Genomic DNA, 17,467 nt, shown 5'->3' with positions numbered 1-17,467 from the left:
TTATGCATGTAATGCTTATTCCGTCTTGGTATTCTTCAGAAAGAAAAAAAGTTCATGGAAGCTTTTTTTTAGAGCAATTTAAAGAACTACACAAATCGGGAGTTAAAGTGACCGTAGCATATAATGAAATATGGCCTATTACTTATCTAGGAAAAATAAAAGATAAAAGAGGTATATCTGTAAATTCAGAATCAGATTTAGAAACCTATAGATATAAAGATTTTAATTACTTACCTAAAAATCCATTGATGTTTAAAAGTTTCAATAGAAGAATGGATAAATTATATAAAAAAATAGTAAAAGATAGAGGCAAGATAGATATTATACATGCCCATTCGTGTTTTTGGGGGGGAATAGCTGGGCATTACTTAAGCCAAAAATATGATATTCCATTAGTTGTAACTGAGCACACGTCATTAGAAAATAGTCAGTATGTGCGAGAGTCATATAAGAAATATATATTTGAAGTTTATAATAATTGTACAAGGTTGATAGCTGTTGGAAATGGATTAAAAAAGGAACTTGAAAGCTATACAAATAATCAAATCAGAGTTATACACAATCTTGTTGACTTATCTTTATTTGACATTAGAAAAGATGAACATTATGATAGGTTTACTTTTTTTACATGTGCATATTTGGAATCTGGAAAAGGAATAGAAACACTTATAGAAGCCTTTGCAAAAAGCTTTAAGGGGAACAAAAATGTTCAATTAATAATAGGCGGAGATGGAAGTTTAAAAAAATACCTTGAAGATCTTTCAGCACAAGTAGGTATAGATAAACAAACTATTTTTTTAGGTGCCTTAACAAGAAAAGAAGTTGCAAGAGAGATGAATAGATGCAATTGTTTTGTTTTGCCATCAGAATATGAAACATTTGGAGTTGTTTATATTGAAGCCATAGCTAGTGGAAAACCAATTATAGGAACTAAAAATGGTGGAGCAGAAGACATAATAACTGATACAAATGGGGTTATTATTGATAAAAAAAATATAGATAAATTAGCTGAAGCACTAGTCTATATGAAAAATAATGAGTTGAAATTTGACCCATATAAGATTAGAGAAGAAGCTATTTATAAATATTCAGGAGATGTGATTATAAATAAATTAAAAGGAGTTTATAAAGAATTACTATGATTGATTTATTAAAAAGGGGATTTAATTATATTACGGATGGATTTTATTTTAAGTTAGCTTACTTAATTGTAAGTATTTGCACTATAACTATTTTTTCCAATATACCTAAATTAAATTTAATAACTAAACTATTAATAGTATGGGGTGTTATTTTAGTTATAAATAATTTTGTCAGATTATTAAGTGAAAAAATTACTCTTCATAATATATTTCTTTGTATATTTATAGTAAGTTCTGTTTTGTTAGTTTTTTTAAGATATAGAAATGGGGAAAATATTAAGATTATAATTATAAATCTAATTCTATTTTTTGGGATGTTCTATGTAGATGATTTAAAAAGTAAGAAAGAACTTATAAAAGAAGTTAAAATTATTTCTTTAGTATATTTTATTTTTTCATCATTATTGTCAATAGGATCTCTAATTATAATTTTTAAAAAAATAAATATAGTGATTAATGGGCAAAACTATGGATTTGATATTCAAAACGGGAATAATACTGGATTATATGTTCATGAAAACTCTTTAGGACTAGCGGCAGCAATCGCTATAATTGTCGGAATTTATTTGCTGGTTGAGTTTAAAAACAATATAATAAGAGCAATAATAGGGATAGTATTATTATTAAATGGAGCAGCTCTTTTTTATTCCAAAGGCAGAAGTGGTTTTATACTAATACTTGCTTTAATAATTATGATAATTTTTGTATACTGGAAAAACATTTCAATGAGAACTGTATTTATAATTTCAATAATAATTTTAATTACAATCTCGATTATTAATATTAAAGTTTCATGGGACGTATTTTTAAGTGGAAGGGCACAGTTATGGATAACGGCTTTTGAATCTATAAAACAAAATTCAATTTTTGGGATAGGCAATTCTAGTATGGTATCTAATTTAATTGAATTATTACCAGAAATGCAGAAATATGGAGTAGTAATTTTATCTGGGATAGAAGCAGGTGGACTTCATAATATATTTATACAGATTGCTGTAGTATATGGACTACCTTCACTAATAATATTTGTATTAATTTTAACTTCAGTATTTGTTTATATTGTATATAAACTCGATATGTTGAAAGGATATTACAAAACTAAAATTACTATATTAGTTTCTCTATGCTTTGGAATTGTAGGCGTGAATTTTTTTGAAAGTAATTTGATCTTTATAATTAGTTTTATCTCACTTATTTTTTGGACGTATATGGGTTATGCAGTGAGATTAGTTGAGAAAAAATAGTATTTAGAGAGGTGAAGATATGTTTAAAAATTTAGATTTAGAAGCATTTATCGAAGATTTATCGTCAGAAAAACCAACACCAGGAGGTGGAAGTGTTGCTGCTTTAGTTGGAGCTTTAGCCTCAGGATTAAATAACATGGTTTATAGTTTAACTGTTAACAAAAAAGCTTTTAACAATTTAACTGATGAAGAGAAAAGTTTGGTATTGGTTTCTATAGAAAGAACTAAAAACTTAAAAAATGAGTTTTTTAAGGCAATGGAAGAAGATAAAAGCGCTTTTGAAGGTTTAATGAATTCATATAAACTTCCCAAAGGTACTGAGGAAGAAGTAGGATTTAGAAATAAAGAAATAGAAATAAACACAATAAAGGCTTTAGAAGCTCCTCTAAATTTAGCGAGAAAAGCTTTAGAGTTATATAAGGAAATAGAGATTGGGGTTAAGTATGGGAATAAGGGAGCTATTTCTGATGCTGGAGTTTCAGCAATTCTTACTCATTCTACAATTGAAAGTGCAATTATGAATGTTAAGATTAATTTAGCTTATTTAACTAATGAAGAATTTAAAGCTTCGGTCAATAATGAAATAGATAATATACTTAAAGAGTCAATTGAGAAAAAAGAAATGTTTGTAGGTAAGGTTTATAGTATTATTGAAGGTTAAAAACTGAATTAATTATAAAAATTAGGTCTTTAGATTTTTTAATATCTAAAGACCTAATTTATTTAATATTTATAATTCGGCTAAAGATTTAAAGGTATATCCTTGATTTTTAGCTTCTTTAATAATAGTTTTAAGAACTTCAGTATTTGTTTTAGAGACTGAATGAAGTAGCATTATTTCACCAGGATGAAAACCTTCAGTTATCTTTTTTATTGCAAAATCTTCACTAGGTTGTTTTTCTTGAATCCAATCTCTATAAGCAAAACTCCAAAAGATTGTTTTGTAACCTAGTTTTTCAGTTCTAGCTAATGAAAGTTCAGAATATTTTCCCATAGGTGGTCTAAAGTATTTAGGCATCTCTTTTCCTGTTATCTCAGAAAAAAGTTCTTCCACATCTTTAAATTCCTTTTCAAACTTTTTTTCATCTCTTATTGATGCCATTGAAGGATGATGAGAACTATGATTGCCAACGATATGACCTTCTTCAACCATTCTTTTAACTATATCAGGGTAATCTTTTAAATAAGGACGAACAACAAAAAAAGCTGCAGGTACTTGTTCTTCCTTTAATATATCTAGAATTTTAAGGGTATTTCCATTTTCGTATCCTTGGTCAAAAGTAATATATATAACTTTTTCTTGTGTATTACCTAAATAATAGGTAGAATATTTAGAATTAAACTTAGCGGTTTCTTTGGGCGAAGAGGGCGTTTGACCTTTAACATCTGAGTGAAAGTACCAATCATATTCTTTGCTATCAAAATCTTCTGCATTTGTATTAAATGCAAAAATGTTTAAACTAATAAAAATTAAACTTAAAACCTTACTTATATTTTTCATTTTATCACCTCAAAAATAGTTTTTGTATTTCTAAAATATTTAGTAGAGTACTTTATTCCAATATTGGTTTTCTTTTATTGAAATAAAAAACTTAATAAAGTATAATTTTAAAGGATAGACAAATGAAAGAAGGGAATGTACATAAATGAAACTTGGAATTGTTGGATTACCTAATGTTGGAAAGAGCACTCTTTTCAATGCTATTACTAAAGCTGGAGCAGAATCAGCTAATTATCCATTCTGTACAATAGAACCGAATGTTGGTGTTGTTGCTGTTCCTGATAAAAGATTAGATGTATTAGAGAAGATATATAATTCAAAAAAGAAGGTTTATACTTCAGTAGAATTTTATGATATAGCTGGTTTAGTTAAAGGAGCTTCAAAAGGAGAAGGATTAGGAAACAAATTCTTATCTCATATAAGAGAAGTTGCAGCTATCTGTCATGTAGTTAGATGTTTTGATGATGAAAATGTTGTTCATGTTGAAGGATCAGTTGACCCAATAAGAGATATAGAAACAATTAATCTAGAATTAATATTTTCTGATTTAGAAGTTTTAGAGAGAAGAATGGAAAAAAGCGTGAAGTTAGCTAGATCTGGAGATAAAACAGCTAAAGCAGAATATTCTTTAATGGAAAGAATTAAAGCTCACTTAGAAGATAATAAACCAGTGAGAACTTTAGAAGTTACAGAAGAAGAGGATGAAATTGTAAAATCTTTATTTTTAATAACTTCAAAACCTGTGTTATATGTATGTAATATATCTGAAGATGATATGATGAGTGGAAATCTTGAAAATGACTTGGTTAAAAAAGTTCAAGAACATGCTAAAAGTGAAAACTCTGAAACTGTTATTGTAGCTGCTAGATTAGAAGAAGAACTATCAGGTTTAGAGGAAGAAGAAAAGGCAGAAATGTTAGAAGAGTATGGACTTACTGAATCTGGCTTAGATAAACTAATTAGAACTAGCTACAAACTTTTAGGACTAATGAGTTACTTAACTGCTGGAGTTCAAGAAGTAAGAGCTTGGACGATAGTAAATGGGACTAAAGCACCTCAAGCAGCTGGAAAAATTCACTCAGATATAGAAAGAGGTTTTATAAGAGCTGAAATAGTGTCTTTTGATGCTTTAGCAGAATTAGGATCAGAAGCTGCTGCAAAAGAAAAAGGATTATATAGATTAGAGGGAAAAGAATATGTAATGAAAGATGGAGATGTAGTTAATTTTAGATTTAACGTATAATATATCTCTGGAGTTAAAAGGTTGTTATGCCTATATTTGGGTGTAGCAATCTTTTTTTGTTTGGAAATCTAGTAAGAAATCAATACATATTTGCATAATTATTAAAGAACTATACTAATTTGTATAATAATAACTTTGACTAATTTAAAAAAATATTAAAAAAACCTTCTAAAATATTGAAGGTTTTTCTAATTTACTATAGAATATATATATCAAGTGGTTAAAAGTGGTGAAAAGTGGTGTAGAATAAATAGAAAGTAGTTTTTGAGGTGTGAAATGTTTATAGGAGAGTATAATCATGGACTAGATGCCAAAAATAGAATGATTATTCCCTCAAAGTTAAGAGAAGAATTAGGCAATAAATTCATCTTAACTAAAGGGCTTGATGGTTGCCTATATGCATACCCTTTAAACGAATGGAAAATACTTGAAGAAAAATTAAAGTCATTGCCACTTACAAATAAGGATGCTAGAGCCTTTGTTAGATTTTTCTTTTCTGGAGCCACTGAGATAGAGTTAGACAAGCAAGGAAGAGGGTTAATACCACAAAATCTTTTAGAATATGCGAAGATAGAAAAGGAAATAGTAAGTATTGGAGTACTTACTAGAGTAGAAATCTGGAGCAAAGACAAGTGGAATGAATATAACGATGAGAATATAGATTATGACAGTTTGGCAGAAAAAATGAGCGATTTAGGCATTTAAGGAGTGGTATTAATGGAATTTAAACATGTCTCAGTATTGCTTGAGGAATGTATAGAAGCGTTAAATATTAAAAAGCAAGGTTATTATGTAGATTGTACAATGGGTGGCGCAGGTCATTCATCGCATATAGTAAGTAACTTAAATAATGATGGAAGACTAATAGGAATTGACCAAGACACAGATGCATTAAATGCAGCAAAGGAAAAGTTAAAAGACTACAATAATGTTATATATGTGCATAACAATTTTCATAATATTTATGATATCTTAGAAGAACTTAACATTGAAAAAGTTGATGGAATACTTATGGACTTAGGCGTTTCATCTTATCAGCTAGATGCTGGTGAAAGAGGATTTAGCTATATGCAAGATGCGCCTCTTGATATGAGAATGAATAGAGATAAGGAGTTTAGTGCCTACGATGTAATCAATGATTACTCAGAAGAGGACTTATATAGAATTATAAAAGACTATGGAGAGGAGCGGTTTAGTAAAAGAATTGCTTCATTTATAGTAAAAAGGCGAAATGAAAAACCTATAGAGACAACATTAGAACTAGTAGATATTATTAAAGCTGCTATACCAGCAAAAGCTAGGAGAGATGGTCCTCACCCAGCTAAAAGAACTTTTCAGGCTATAAGGATAGAAGTTAATGGTGAACTTGAAATATTGGATAAAGCTATAGATGATAGTGTGAAAAAACTAAATAGCAATGGAAGATTAGCAATTATAACATTTCATTCCTTAGAAGATAGAATTGTTAAAAATAAGTTTAGAGACTTAGAGAATCCTTGTAAATGTCCAAAAGAGTTTCCAATATGTGCGTGTGGGAAAAAGCCAACGGTAAAAGTTTTATCTAGAAAGGCTATAGCACCAACAGATGAGGAAATAGAAGTTAATCCTAGAAGTAGAAGTGCAAAATTGAGAGTTTTAGAGAAGATTTAGGTATAAAAGAATGGGGATGTGAATAAATTGAAATTAGAGGAATATGATTATATAAAAGGTAATACAGCATTAAGTCCAAAAAGAAAACAGACTGAATTTGATTGGGAAAAATATGAGCAGCTAAAGAAAGCCAAAAAACAAAGAAACATAAGAATAAATGAGAAAAGGAAGAAAATCAGAAGCGGAGTTGGGCAAGTAATTACTCTAGTTTTTGTACTTGGATTTGCGACTATAATGAGAGATTCCCACGTTTATAAAATACAAAACTCCATAGCTGATCTAGATAACAAAATAAATTCAGTAGTAGCAGAAAATGAGGCGTTAAATGTTGAGATATTAAAGGCTTCATCTTTATCTAGCATTAAAAACAATGCTGAAAACGGGTTAGGAATGACAACGCCCAAAAAAGAAAATGTTATAAAGATAGACTTATCTGAAAATAATTTTTCTCTAAATGAAAATAACTTAAATAAAGATATGAAAAACGGCCTATTTGAAAACATAAAGGATGCACTTTGGTAGGTGCATCTTAGTTTTTGTATCAGTAATAATATGGGGGTTTAGTTGTGAAAAAAAACTATAGAGATAACGCTACAAGTAAAAAAAGAATGAGACTTGTACTAACAGGATTGTGTATATTCTTCTTTGTTTTGTCCTTAAGGTTATCTTATATAATGATAGGAAAAAGACAAGAGTATTCAGCAAGAGCAATTGAACAATGGACAAGTGAAGTTAAAATTGATGCAAGAAGAGGAAAAATACTAGATAGAAATGGAACAGAACTTGCAGTATCAGCTAATGTGTATAGAGTGGACTTTGATTTAAACGCAATAAGAAAATATTTGGAAAAAGTGAAAAAAGTCAATGACGATATTGCTAAAGATATAGCGGTGGCAGTAGGTATGGAGACTACGGATGTTGTAAAGAAGCTTGAGACAAAACTACCTTCTGGGAATCTAGCAGGATCTGCTACATTAATTAGAAGAATTGAAAAAGCAGAAGCAGATAAGGTAAAAGCATTAGATATAAGTGGAGTAATAGTATCACCAGATACTAAAAGATATTATAGAAATGATAATTTCTTAGCACAAGTACTTGGGGTAACAAATTCTGATGGTCAGGGACTTGGGGGAGTTGAGCTACAATATAATAAACAACTTTCAGGGGTACCTGGAATGAGAATAGCAGAACTTGATAGTAGAAGTGAAGAATTACCATATACTGTTTCAAAATTTACGCCACCTGTAGATGGAAAAGATGTAACATTAACGGTAGATGAAAGTATACAATTTTTTGCAGAAAAAGCTGCTGAACAAGCTCTTAGTGATAATAAGGCTAAAGCTGTAAGTGTGATTGTAATGAATCCTAAAAATGGTGAAGTATTAGCAATGGCAAATAAACCAGACTTTAATCCTAACAAGCCCTATGATGGTGCAGAAAGTTTTGAAGGAAATAATTCAAGTGAAAAATTACAAAAGATGTGGAGAAACAGGAGTGTATCGGACTCTTTTGAACCTGGATCTATATTTAAAGTATTTACTGCACAATCAGCTTTAGAGGACGGCGTAGGAGATGTAGGAGAATCTTATGTATGTAATGGATCTACTGTTGTTGGAGGAAGAACTATAAAATGCTGGAGAACTTCAGGTCATGGAACTGAAACCTTTGCTGACATTATAAAAAATTCATGCAACGTTGGATTTATTGAATTAGGAAAAAGAATAGGAAAAGAAAGTTTAACTAAACATATTGCAGACTTTGGATTCGGAAAGGTAAGTGGAGTAGACTTACCAGGAGAAGCTAAAGGAATAGTAAAGTCTGTAAATGACATTTCAGAAGTTGACCTTGCTACAATAGCATTTGGTCAAACCAATACTGTTAACCCTATACAATACATGGCAGCATTTAATGCAGTGGCTAATGGTGGAACTTGGATACAACCTCACGTTATGAAACAAGTATCACATAAAGATGAAAATGGAACCGAAATAATAGATGAAAAATTTGAACCAACTACTAGAACAGTAGCTACTACAGAAAAAACAAAAGTTTTAAGATCCTATCTTGAAAGAGTTGTAACAGAAGGATCTGCAAAAAAAGCATTTGTAGAAGGATATCATATAGGAGGAAAAACTGGAACAGCTCAAAAAGTTAATCCAGTCACAAAAACATATCAAGGTTATATATCAACATTTGTTGGAATGGCGCCTATTGATGATCCTGAGATAACTGTTATGGTTTCTATTGATGAACCTGGTGGAACTGATTATTATGCAGGTATGATAGCAGCTCCAGTTGCACACACATTATTTAGTGATATATTCAACTATTTAGAAAGTAATGCAGATAATATAGGTGCTGCTAGCTTAGCTAAGGAAGTAGTAATTCCTGAGATCAGAGGACTTAAGGTTCAGGATGCTAAGAAGATGTTAAAAGACTTAAAACTAGATTGTGAGATAGATGGAAGTGGAGAGTATGTAACAAAAGTATCTCCAATACCAGGATATTCAGTTAAAGAAGGAAGTAAATTAAATATTTATGTAGGTTCAAGTCAAGAGTATAATAAGGATATAATAATGCCTAATGTAAAAGGATATAGCAAGGAGCAGTCAACTAAATTATTCACTTCATTAGGATTAAAGTATGAATTTGAAGGTTTTGGATTGATTAGTGAACAAAGTATTGAACCTGGGGATGTTATTTCAAAAGGAACTACTGTAAAATTAAAATTATCTAATGATACTCAAGATGGAGGATTTTAGCATGTGGTTTACCACATGCTCATCTTTTGTTTAAAATAAGGTTATTATGGAAAGAATACTAGCATAGTATTTTAAGGAGTGTATTTATGTTACTGGAAGATTTATTAAAAGGATTAGACTATAAATTAATCAATGGTGATTTAAAAACTAATGTAAAAGAAATTAGATATGATAATAGACAAGTTACATCAGGAGACTTATTTGTCTGTATAAAGGGATTTAAGGTTGATGGGCATGAGTTTGCAAAATCAGCTATTGATAATGGAGCAACAGTTATAATCACAGAGAAGAAATTAGATATTAGTCATGGAATTACTGAAATATTAGTTGAAGATAGCAGAAAGGCTTTAGCTGTAATTAGCTCTAACTATTATGATAATCCTTCATCTAAAATGAAGATAATAGGTGTTACAGGAACTAATGGGAAAACAACAACTGCATTTATGCTTAAATCTATACTTGATAAAGCAGGACATAAAACAGGACTTGTAGGAACTATAGCTAACTATATAGGAAACAAGGTTATAAAAACAGAGAGAACAACTCCTGAGTCATTTGAATTACAAAAGTTATTTAAAGAAATGGTGGATGAAGAAGTTGAATATTGTATTATGGAGGTATCTTCACATTCTTTAGAACTTAACAGAGTTTTTGGAGTAGAATTTTATATAGGTATATTTACTAATTTAACAAGGGATCATTTAGATTTTCATTTAACTTTTGATAATTATTATAAAGCTAAATATAAGCTATTCCAGAATTCTAAATTCAAAGTAGTAAATATGGATGATGAATATGGACAAAGAGTTAAAAGAGATCTTATTTCTGAAGGTTCAGAAGGAAATATAATAACATATTCTATAAATAATTCTGGAGATTTTGATGCAAGTAATATATCTGTAAATGGAATTTTATCCAACTTTAATGTAATATATAAAGAGGACTCTAAAGATATGGTACTGCAGATACCAGGTGATTATAATATTTATAATGCTTTAGGAGCTATAGCATCAGCAAGGATATTAGATATAACTTGGGAAAATATCATAAATGCATTAAAGGAAACTGTAGTAGCTGGAAGATGTGAAAGAGTAGTTGGGGAGTATCCTAATGATTATGAAATAATAATAGACTATGCGCACACACCAGATGGTTTAGAGAATATATTAAAAACCGCAAGGAAATTTACAAACAATAAATTGATTTGTATTTTTGGATGTGGTGGAGATAGAGATAAGCAAAAACGTGGAGAAATGGGACAAATAGCTGTTGAACTTGCTGACTACAGTATAATAACATCTGATAATCCAAGAACAGAAGATCCTTTACTAATAATTAATGATATAGTTAAAGAACTTAAAAAGAACAATTATGAAGTTGAAGAGAATAGACATGCAGCTATTGAAAAAGGAATGAAGATGGCTAAAGATGGTGATGTGCTTATATTAGCAGGAAAAGGACATGAAACCTATCAAGTTTTAAAAGAGAAAACTATAGATTTTGATGAAAGAAAGATAATAAAAGAAATATTAGCTAAAATTTAAGGAGTAAACTATGGAAAAATTAACTTTGGAAGAGATAGTTAAGGCTGTTGATGGAACACTTATAGTTAAAGGAAATATTACTGAATTTGATAAAATCTCAACTGATAGTAGGGAAATTTCTCCTAATAGTATATTTATTGCACTAAATGGCGAGAATTTTAATGGCAATAAATATGCTCCTAATGCTATAACAGGTGGAGCTAAGCTTTGTATAGTAGATGAAGAGATTGAAATTCCAGAGAATAGTGATTGTTCACTCATAAAGGTAAAGAGTGGAAAAGAAGCTCTGTTAAACTTAGCAGAGTATTATAGAAGTAAATTACCTATAAAGATAATTGGGGTAACAGGTTCTACAGGAAAAACTTCTACAAAAGATTTAATTGGCGCAGCATTATCTAAAAGATTTAAGGTTTTTAAGACAAAAGGAAATTTTAATAATGAAATTGGTGTTCCTCTTATGATATTTTCTCTAGATGAATCTTATGAAGTAGCGGTTTTAGAAATGGGTATGAATAATTTTGGAGAAATACATAACCTAGCTAAGGTTGCAAGACCAGATATTGCCGTAATAACAAACATAGGAATATCTCATATAGAGAATTTAGGATCTCAAGAAGGTATACTTAAAGCTAAGATGGAAATAACAGATTATTTTACTAATGAAAATACTTTGATAATAAATGGAGAAGATTCATTTTTAACTTCTATTAAAGATAAAGGCTATAAGATTGTATCTTGTGGATTAAACGAAAAAGCTAATTTAAAAGCTACAGAAGTAAATCTAATGGAAGAATCTATAGAGTTTATACTTAATAAAGATGATGAAAAACATAAATTTAATATTGATGCACCTGGAGAACATAGTGTGTTAAATTCCTTATTAGCAATAGGATGCGGTGTTGAGCTTGGTGTAAGTTATGATGATATAAGTGAGGGATTAAAAAACTTAGCAAGAACACCCATGAGACTTGAGATTATTAGAAATAAAGAGGGTTATGTAGTTATTAACGATTGTTATAACGCATCTCCTCAATCAATGAAATCTGCTTTGGAGGTTCAAAACAATATAAAATGTGATAAAAGGATAGCTGTATTAGGAACCATGTTAGAGCTTGGAGATGAATCCTATTTAGCTCATAAAGAAATTGGCGAATATGCTAAAGCTATAAAGGTTGATGAACTATTAGTAACTGGAGATTTCTCTAAAGCTTATAAAGAAGGTTTTGGAGATGATACTAAAGTGTTTAATACGAAACTAGAGTTAATCGAGTATTTAAAAGATAATGTTAGTATAGGTGATAGTATTTTAGTTAAAGCTTCAAGAAGTATGAAATTCGAAGAAATAGTGGATGCCGTTAAATAATATTTACAAAGGAGGTGTCCCGGGGGTAGGGGGACATGAATAAGATTATGGATTTTATAAGTACAGACATTTTAATATCATTAATTTTATCTTTTTTAGTTGCAACGATAATAGGTTCACCTATTATAAAAGGGTTGTATAATTTGAAATTTGGACAAAATATAAGACAGGATGGACCTCAAAGTCATTTAAAGAAAGCTGGAACACCAACTATAGGTGGAATTATCTTTATTACATCAACAACAATTGTAACATTTATAATGATTAGAGATATAAAAGATGAGGCCTTTGTTGCGTTATTTGCTTTCATTGCTTTTGGGTTTATAGGATTTTTGGATGATATAATTAAAATAGTTAAAAGAAATAATTTAGGATTAAGGGCGTATCAAAAAATGATCCTGCTTTTAATTGTTTCAGGTGTATTATCTTATTATAGTTACGTAGAACTTGGTACTAAGATAAATGTACCTTTTATAAATACTCAATGGGACTTAGGAGTTTTATATATACCTTTTGTTATTTTCTATTTTGCAGCTACTACTAATGCAGTTAATCTAACAGATGGATTGGATGGATTAGCTACGTCAGTTACTATTTTAGTTATGACATTTTTATCAATAGTAAGTTTCAATTTAGGAAATTATACTTTAACTATATTTTCTATAGTTTTAGCAGGGTCACTACTTGGCTTCTTAAGATTTAATGCTTTTCCAGCTAGAGTATTTATGGGAGATACGGGTTCTTTAGCATTAGGGGGAGCGGTTGCGACGGTAGCTCTTTTATTAAAGATTCCATTTATAGTTGTAATAATTGGAGCTATATATGTAATAGAAACCTTGTCAGTTATAATTCAAGTTTCATCTTTTAAGTTAACTGGAAAAAGAGTATTTAAAATGGCTCCAATTCATCATCACTTTGAACATATGGGGTGGAGCGAAACTAAGATAGTGACGATTTTTTCAATTATAACAGTTGTAGTATGCTTTATAGGATTTCTCTCTCTCTAATAATTTATGGAGGTTAATGAATGAAAAAATTTAACTCTAAACTTAAAATGGGTCAAATAGATTATCCGTTATTTTATGTTGTATTTTTTATATTAGCTATCGGAGTAGTAATGGTGTATTCTGCTTCAACATACTATGGAATGTATGTAATACCTGCGCACGATTCAATGTACTTTTTAAAAAGACAGATATTATTTGCTGCCTTAGGGATAATAGCAATGCTTTTTATGATGGCTTTTGATTATCATAAATTAAAAAAGTTAACTCTATTAATATTAATTGTTACGGTTATTTTACTTATAGCAGTATTCTTTTTTGAAGCTAAAAAGGGAGCGCAGAGATGGATTAGCATTGGGCCATTTAGTTTACAGCCCTCAGAAATTGCAAAATATGCAGTAGTGCTATTTTTAGCTTTAAGCTTAGAACAAAAAGGGGAGAAAGTAAAGGGATTAATGTATGGGATGATGCCTTATTTGGGATTTTCAGGTTTTTTTGCAGGAATGGTATTATTACAGAAAAATCTATCTATAGCATCTGTAATAATGATAGTTACATTAATAGTTTTATTTGTATCGGGAGCCAGATTAAAGGATTTTGCGGTTATATTACCAGTTTTATTTGCTGGAGCTGTATTTTTTATTTTCTCAGAAGAGTATAGAAAAGCTAGACTATTAAATTTCATAAATCCATGGAATGATCCAGCTGGAAATGGTTATCAACTTATCCAATCATTTTTAGCATTAGGTTCTGGGGGAATAACTGGGCTTGGATTAGGTCAATCAAGACAAAAGACTTTATATATGCCTGAACCACATAATGACTTTATTTTTTCTATTATTGGAGAAGAATTAGGACTTATAGGTTGTCTTTTTATAATAGCTTTATTTGGAATACTTATATGGAGAGGTATAACAATAGCTATAAAGGCTAAGGATACCTATGGAACGTTATTAGCAGTTGGGATAACATCTGTAATAGCAGTTCAAGCAATAATAAACATCGCAGTTGTAACAGGTTCTATGCCAGTTACAGGAGTGCCACTTCCTTTTATAAGTTATGGAGGTAGTGCCTTAGTTATAAATATGACGGCCATGGGGATACTTTTAAATATATCAAGGCAAACAGAAAAATCAGAGGTCTTTTAACTTTGCGTAAGCAAAGTTTTTTTTTGGAAATAATTTAAAATTAATAAAATTGTAATGAAAAAAATGGGTTAAAGTGTTATTATAAATATAAGATTTTTTGTAAGGAGAGCTTAAGTGGAGGCATTAAAATATATAGAGGAGAAAAAAAGAAAAAAAAAGATAAAAAAAACTATAGCTTTATTAATGGTATTAATAGGGCTTTTAATACTGTTCTTAATCAAGGCACCAATATTTAACATAAATAATGTTAAAATAGTCAGTAATGATAATGAAGTTGCTTTAAAAGACGATATAGAAAATAAGCTTCAAGGGATAAAGGGACGGAATATTTTTTACGTAAAAAGAAGTTACATAGAATCTATATTAAAAGATGATCCATATATAAAAGATGTAAAAGTAACTAAAGCCCTTCCTAATAATTTAACTGTTGAAGTAAAAGAAAATAAAAAGATATTTACAGTTGAACAAAATGGTAATTATTATGCTCTTGATGAAAGTGGAAAGGTTCTTGATAAAAAGCTTGGTGAAGATGATTTAGTTAAATTAGAAGGTATAACCATACAAGATAAAGAAGTTGGTGAAAAAATAACAGAAGATGAAAAGATATTAGAAGTAATTAAAGACTTTGGAGTTCTTATTAATTCTAATACTTCTAGTATTAAGTTTAGTAAGTTAGATATTAGTAACCTATCAAATATAAGCTTGTATAGTAATGAGGTTCTTATAAAAATAGGTGGAAACTTTGATTTAAGTAGAAAATTAAATTATGCAATTAATATTTTAAAGAATGTTGATATAAAAAAAGGGTACATTGATGTTAGTGTGGAAGGTAATCCCGTTATAAAAGAGGAATAGGAGGTATAGCATGAAAAGACTTTATTCTCAGATAGCAGTTGCAATAGTATGTGCACTTTTAGGGTTTTTCTTATCCTACCAATTTAAATTAATAAGCTCTAGAGAAGAAAATAAACAACAAAGTACTTATGCAACTACAGATATATTAAAGGAAGTTGAAAGCTTAAAGGCAGAAAGAGATGATGTAAAAAAGCAAAATGAAGATCTTCAGGCCCAACTAAAGAAGCTAGAAGATGATGCTGCAAAATCTGGAGCTGTTGACATGGACATTAAAAAAGAGTTGGATACTACAAGAATGATTACAGGTACAGTAGATGTAAAAGGGCAAGGGATTATTTTGCGTATAACACCTAAAAGTGATATATTTTCATCTAATAAAGAAAGTGCTGCTTCATTAGATGAGCTTGAGTTAATACATCTTATTAATAGTTTGTGGTTTGCAAGGGCAGAGGCTATATCTATTAATGATTATAGACTAACACCTCAAACAGGTATAAAAAATTCTGGTAGCGTAGTAAATATAGGAAGTGAAGGAAGAGTAGATCCAAGTAAAGAAATTATAATTAAAGCTATAGGTGATAAAAATTCACTTGATGCAGCATTAAAGTTTGCTAATACTTTGAACTTTCAAAATTTAGGAAGTTATAAAAAAGAAATAGAACCATCAGATGAGATTGTAATAAAGAAAAGTGTAAAAGGATTAAATTCTAATTATATAAAACCTGTTAAGTAAAGGAAGTGATTAAATGATAGCATTTATAGGACTTTTAATTGGAGTTATTATAGGATTGACAACGAATATAAATATTCCTGATAAATTTTCGCCATATATGTCTGTAGCAATTTTGGCATGTTTGGATTCGGTTTTTGGCGCGGTTAGGGCTTCTTTATCTAAAAATTTTCAAGCAGATGTATTTATTTCAGGTTTTTTTGGTAATGCAGCTTTAGCAGCAGCATTAGCTTATTTAGGGGATAAACTTGGAATACCTATATATATAGCAGCTGTTATTGTTTTTGGAGGCAGAATTTTTGATAATTTTGCTATTGTTAGAAGATTATTATTAGAAAAAGCGAAATCTCGTTAATGGAGGTTTAAATATGAAATATAACGAAGCAAGTATTTTTGTTTTTATAGCCTCCATAATAATAGGTGTTTTAATTGCGTTAAATATAAATTTATCATCTACTTCTTCTAATATTCAACTTACAGCAAATGAATATAGTAAAGCTGTAGATGAGCGTACTAAATTAAGACAAGAGATAAATGCTTTAGATACTAACAATGATGAGATTATAAATAAACTTAACGATTATACATATTCCGAACAAAAAAATGAAAAAATAATTGAAGACTTAAAATCTCAACTTAGTTTATATAAAATGATAGATGGCTTTGAAGATACTAAAGGATCAGGAATTAAAATAACTATAAGAGATGGTGATTATGAAAGCTTAGGCATAACTGATCCAAAGATGCAGTGGTTATATTTACTTCATGATAATGATATGATAAATGTAGTTAATGATTTAAGAGCCATTGGTGCAGAAGCAATATCAATAAATGGATATCGTATATATCCATTTTCAGGATTAATATGTGATGGTCCGTTTCTTAGAATATATGGAGACATACAGATTCCTCAACCTTTTGAAGTAGAAGTAATAGGAGAGCCAAAAGTCCTTCAAGATTTTATTACTAGTGATAATTCATATATAACCGGATTAAAAGCAAGAGGTGTAGATGTTAAAGTTAAGGAAGTAAAAGAGATTATAATGAGGGCTAAAATAAATACAATAAAACCAGAATTTATGGAACAATACACAAATTAATAAATAAACTGCCCCAGCAAAAAGAAATATTTGTTGGGGCAGTTTATTTTAATGAGATTATTAAATTGCTTCAAAAATAATAGAAAATAAAGTCATACTCTTCCAAATAGCTATGTTTTGTATTATAATTAATTATATGAATTTGAAGGAAATATATATATTTTGGAGAATATATAGAAAT

Annotated in this window: 17 protein-coding genes; 16 read left to right on the top strand and 1 reads right to left on the bottom strand. The window is 29.6% G+C overall.

The window, feature by feature from the left end:
* Positions 1 to 2: 2 nt before the first annotated feature.
* From BUA92_RS11890 to BUA92_RS11880, 3 genes are read left to right on the top strand one after another with little or no spacing between them, the layout of a single operon-like run.
* Entirely contained in the window at positions 3 to 1,142 is a 1,140-nt protein-coding gene (locus tag BUA92_RS11890) for a glycosyltransferase (protein ID WP_073019815.1), read from the top strand.
* Positions 1,139 to 2,386 (top strand): O-antigen ligase family protein, encoded by a 1,248-nt coding sequence (locus tag BUA92_RS11885; protein WP_073019813.1) that lies wholly within the window; start codon positions 1,139 to 1,141, stop codon positions 2,384 to 2,386. The genes BUA92_RS11890 and BUA92_RS11885 overlap by 4 nt, the downstream gene beginning before the upstream one ends.
* Positions 2,387 to 2,405: 19 nt before the next feature.
* Positions 2,406 to 3,047 (top strand): cyclodeaminase/cyclohydrolase family protein, encoded by a 642-nt coding sequence (locus BUA92_RS11880; protein WP_073019811.1) that lies wholly within the window; start codon positions 2,406 to 2,408, stop codon positions 3,045 to 3,047.
* A gap of 69 nt (positions 3,048 to 3,116) precedes the next feature.
* On the opposite strand, the gene pdaA is transcribed toward BUA92_RS11880, so the two are convergent.
* Complete coding sequence (gene pdaA / locus BUA92_RS11875; RefSeq protein WP_073019809.1) at positions 3,117 to 3,887, bottom strand: delta-lactam-biosynthetic de-N-acetylase; 771 nt, start codon at positions 3,885 to 3,887, stop codon at positions 3,117 to 3,119.
* A 145-nt stretch (positions 3,888 to 4,032) separates the two neighbouring features.
* Here pdaA and ychF point away from each other — a divergent pair, with 145 nt between their 5' ends.
* The 13 genes from ychF (at position 4,033) to BUA92_RS11810 (ending at position 17,286) form a co-directional block, all read left to right on the top strand.
* On the top strand, positions 4,033 to 5,130 hold the full coding sequence (gene ychF / locus BUA92_RS11870) for a redox-regulated ATPase YchF (RefSeq protein WP_073019806.1): 1,098 nt from the start codon (positions 4,033 to 4,035) through the stop codon (positions 5,128 to 5,130).
* A 276-nt stretch (positions 5,131 to 5,406) separates the two neighbouring features.
* Positions 5,407 to 5,835, top strand: a complete 429-nt coding sequence (mraZ, locus tag BUA92_RS11865) for a division/cell wall cluster transcriptional repressor MraZ (RefSeq protein ID WP_021801413.1) — start codon at positions 5,407 to 5,409, stop codon at positions 5,833 to 5,835.
* Positions 5,836 to 5,847: 12 nt separating this feature from the next.
* Positions 5,848 to 6,780: a 16S rRNA (cytosine(1402)-N(4))-methyltransferase RsmH gene (gene rsmH, locus BUA92_RS11860; protein ID WP_073019804.1), complete on the top strand. Its 933-nt coding sequence runs from the start codon at positions 5,848 to 5,850 to the stop codon at positions 6,778 to 6,780.
* A gap of 18 nt (positions 6,781 to 6,798) precedes the next feature.
* On the top strand, positions 6,799 to 7,302 hold the full coding sequence (locus tag BUA92_RS11855; RefSeq protein WP_139259337.1) for a cell division protein FtsL: 504 nt from the start codon (positions 6,799 to 6,801) through the stop codon (positions 7,300 to 7,302).
* An 86-nt stretch (positions 7,303 to 7,388) separates the two neighbouring features.
* Positions 7,389 to 9,542 carry a stage V sporulation protein D gene (locus BUA92_RS11850; protein ID WP_073020061.1) on the top strand — a complete coding sequence of 718 codons (2,154 nt, stop codon included), beginning with the start codon at positions 7,389 to 7,391 and terminating at the stop codon, positions 9,540 to 9,542.
* Between the two features lie 86 nt (positions 9,543 to 9,628).
* Complete coding sequence (locus tag BUA92_RS11845; RefSeq protein WP_073019800.1) at positions 9,629 to 11,086, top strand: UDP-N-acetylmuramoyl-L-alanyl-D-glutamate--2,6-diaminopimelate ligase; 1,458 nt, start codon at positions 9,629 to 9,631, stop codon at positions 11,084 to 11,086.
* A gap of 10 nt (positions 11,087 to 11,096) precedes the next feature.
* Complete coding sequence (locus BUA92_RS11840) at positions 11,097 to 12,449, top strand: UDP-N-acetylmuramoyl-tripeptide--D-alanyl-D-alanine ligase (protein ID WP_073019798.1); 1,353 nt, start codon at positions 11,097 to 11,099, stop codon at positions 12,447 to 12,449.
* A 35-nt stretch (positions 12,450 to 12,484) separates the two neighbouring features.
* A complete protein-coding gene (mraY, locus tag BUA92_RS11835) occupies positions 12,485 to 13,456 on the top strand; it encodes a phospho-N-acetylmuramoyl-pentapeptide-transferase (RefSeq protein WP_073019795.1) in 972 nt (323 codons plus the stop codon).
* Between the two features lie 20 nt (positions 13,457 to 13,476).
* The gene (gene spoVE, locus BUA92_RS11830) at positions 13,477 to 14,601 is read left to right on the top strand and encodes a stage V sporulation protein E (RefSeq protein WP_073019792.1); all 1,125 of its coding nucleotides are present in this window, start codon (positions 13,477 to 13,479) and stop codon (positions 14,599 to 14,601) included.
* Positions 14,602 to 14,715: 114 nt separating this feature from the next.
* Positions 14,716 to 15,456, top strand: a complete 741-nt coding sequence (locus tag BUA92_RS11825) for a cell division protein FtsQ/DivIB (protein ID WP_073019790.1) — start codon at positions 14,716 to 14,718, stop codon at positions 15,454 to 15,456.
* Positions 15,457 to 15,466: 10 nt separating this feature from the next.
* Positions 15,467 to 16,189: a DUF881 domain-containing protein gene (locus tag BUA92_RS11820; protein WP_021801422.1), complete on the top strand. Its 723-nt coding sequence runs from the start codon at positions 15,467 to 15,469 to the stop codon at positions 16,187 to 16,189.
* A 13-nt stretch (positions 16,190 to 16,202) separates the two neighbouring features.
* The gene (locus BUA92_RS11815; protein WP_021801423.1) at positions 16,203 to 16,541 is read left to right on the top strand and encodes a small basic family protein; all 339 of its coding nucleotides are present in this window, start codon (positions 16,203 to 16,205) and stop codon (positions 16,539 to 16,541) included.
* 13 nt (positions 16,542 to 16,554) lie between these two features.
* Complete coding sequence (locus BUA92_RS11810) at positions 16,555 to 17,286, top strand: DUF881 domain-containing protein (protein WP_073019788.1); 732 nt, start codon at positions 16,555 to 16,557, stop codon at positions 17,284 to 17,286.
* The last annotated feature ends 181 nt before the right edge of the window (positions 17,287 to 17,467 follow it).

The organism is Clostridium intestinale DSM 6191 (assembly GCF_900130055.1).
GTDB classification, from domain to species: Bacteria; Bacillota; Clostridia; order Clostridiales; family Clostridiaceae; genus Clostridium_T; species Clostridium_T intestinale.
The sequence above is the reverse complement of the archived record's forward strand: the minus strand, read 5'-3'. Positions and strand labels throughout refer to the sequence as shown.

Excerpts from the sequence above, each read along its gene's own strand:
- BUA92_RS11850 (WP_073020061.1), top strand. The coding sequence starts at position 7,389 with ATGAGACTTGTACTAACAGGATTGTGTATATTCTTCTTTGTTTTGTCC.
- mraY (WP_073019795.1), top strand. The coding sequence starts at position 12,485 with ATGAATAAGATTATGGATTTTATAAGTACAGACATTTTAATATCATTA.
- mraZ (WP_021801413.1), top strand. The coding sequence starts at position 5,407 with ATGTTTATAGGAGAGTATAATCATGGACTAGATGCCAAAAATAGAATG.
- BUA92_RS11885 (WP_073019813.1), top strand. The coding sequence starts at position 1,139 with ATGATTGATTTATTAAAAAGGGGATTTAATTATATTACGGATGGATTT.
- spoVE (WP_073019792.1), top strand. The coding sequence starts at position 13,477 with ATGAAAAAATTTAACTCTAAACTTAAAATGGGTCAAATAGATTATCCG.
- BUA92_RS11820 (WP_021801422.1), top strand. The coding sequence starts at position 15,467 with ATGAAAAGACTTTATTCTCAGATAGCAGTTGCAATAGTATGTGCACTT.
- BUA92_RS11810 (WP_073019788.1), top strand. The coding sequence starts at position 16,555 with ATGAAATATAACGAAGCAAGTATTTTTGTTTTTATAGCCTCCATAATA.
- BUA92_RS11890 (WP_073019815.1), top strand. The coding sequence starts at position 3 with ATGCATGTAATGCTTATTCCGTCTTGGTATTCTTCAGAAAGAAAAAAA.
- BUA92_RS11815 (WP_021801423.1), top strand. The coding sequence starts at position 16,203 with ATGATAGCATTTATAGGACTTTTAATTGGAGTTATTATAGGATTGACA.
- BUA92_RS11880 (WP_073019811.1), top strand. The coding sequence starts at position 2,406 with ATGTTTAAAAATTTAGATTTAGAAGCATTTATCGAAGATTTATCGTCA.
- BUA92_RS11840 (WP_073019798.1), top strand. The coding sequence starts at position 11,097 with ATGGAAAAATTAACTTTGGAAGAGATAGTTAAGGCTGTTGATGGAACA.
- pdaA (WP_073019809.1), bottom strand. The coding sequence starts at position 3,887 with ATGAAAAATATAAGTAAGGTTTTAAGTTTAATTTTTATTAGTTTAAAC.
- BUA92_RS11845 (WP_073019800.1), top strand. The coding sequence starts at position 9,629 with ATGTTACTGGAAGATTTATTAAAAGGATTAGACTATAAATTAATCAAT.
- ychF (WP_073019806.1), top strand. The coding sequence starts at position 4,033 with ATGAAACTTGGAATTGTTGGATTACCTAATGTTGGAAAGAGCACTCTT.
- rsmH (WP_073019804.1), top strand. The coding sequence starts at position 5,848 with ATGGAATTTAAACATGTCTCAGTATTGCTTGAGGAATGTATAGAAGCG.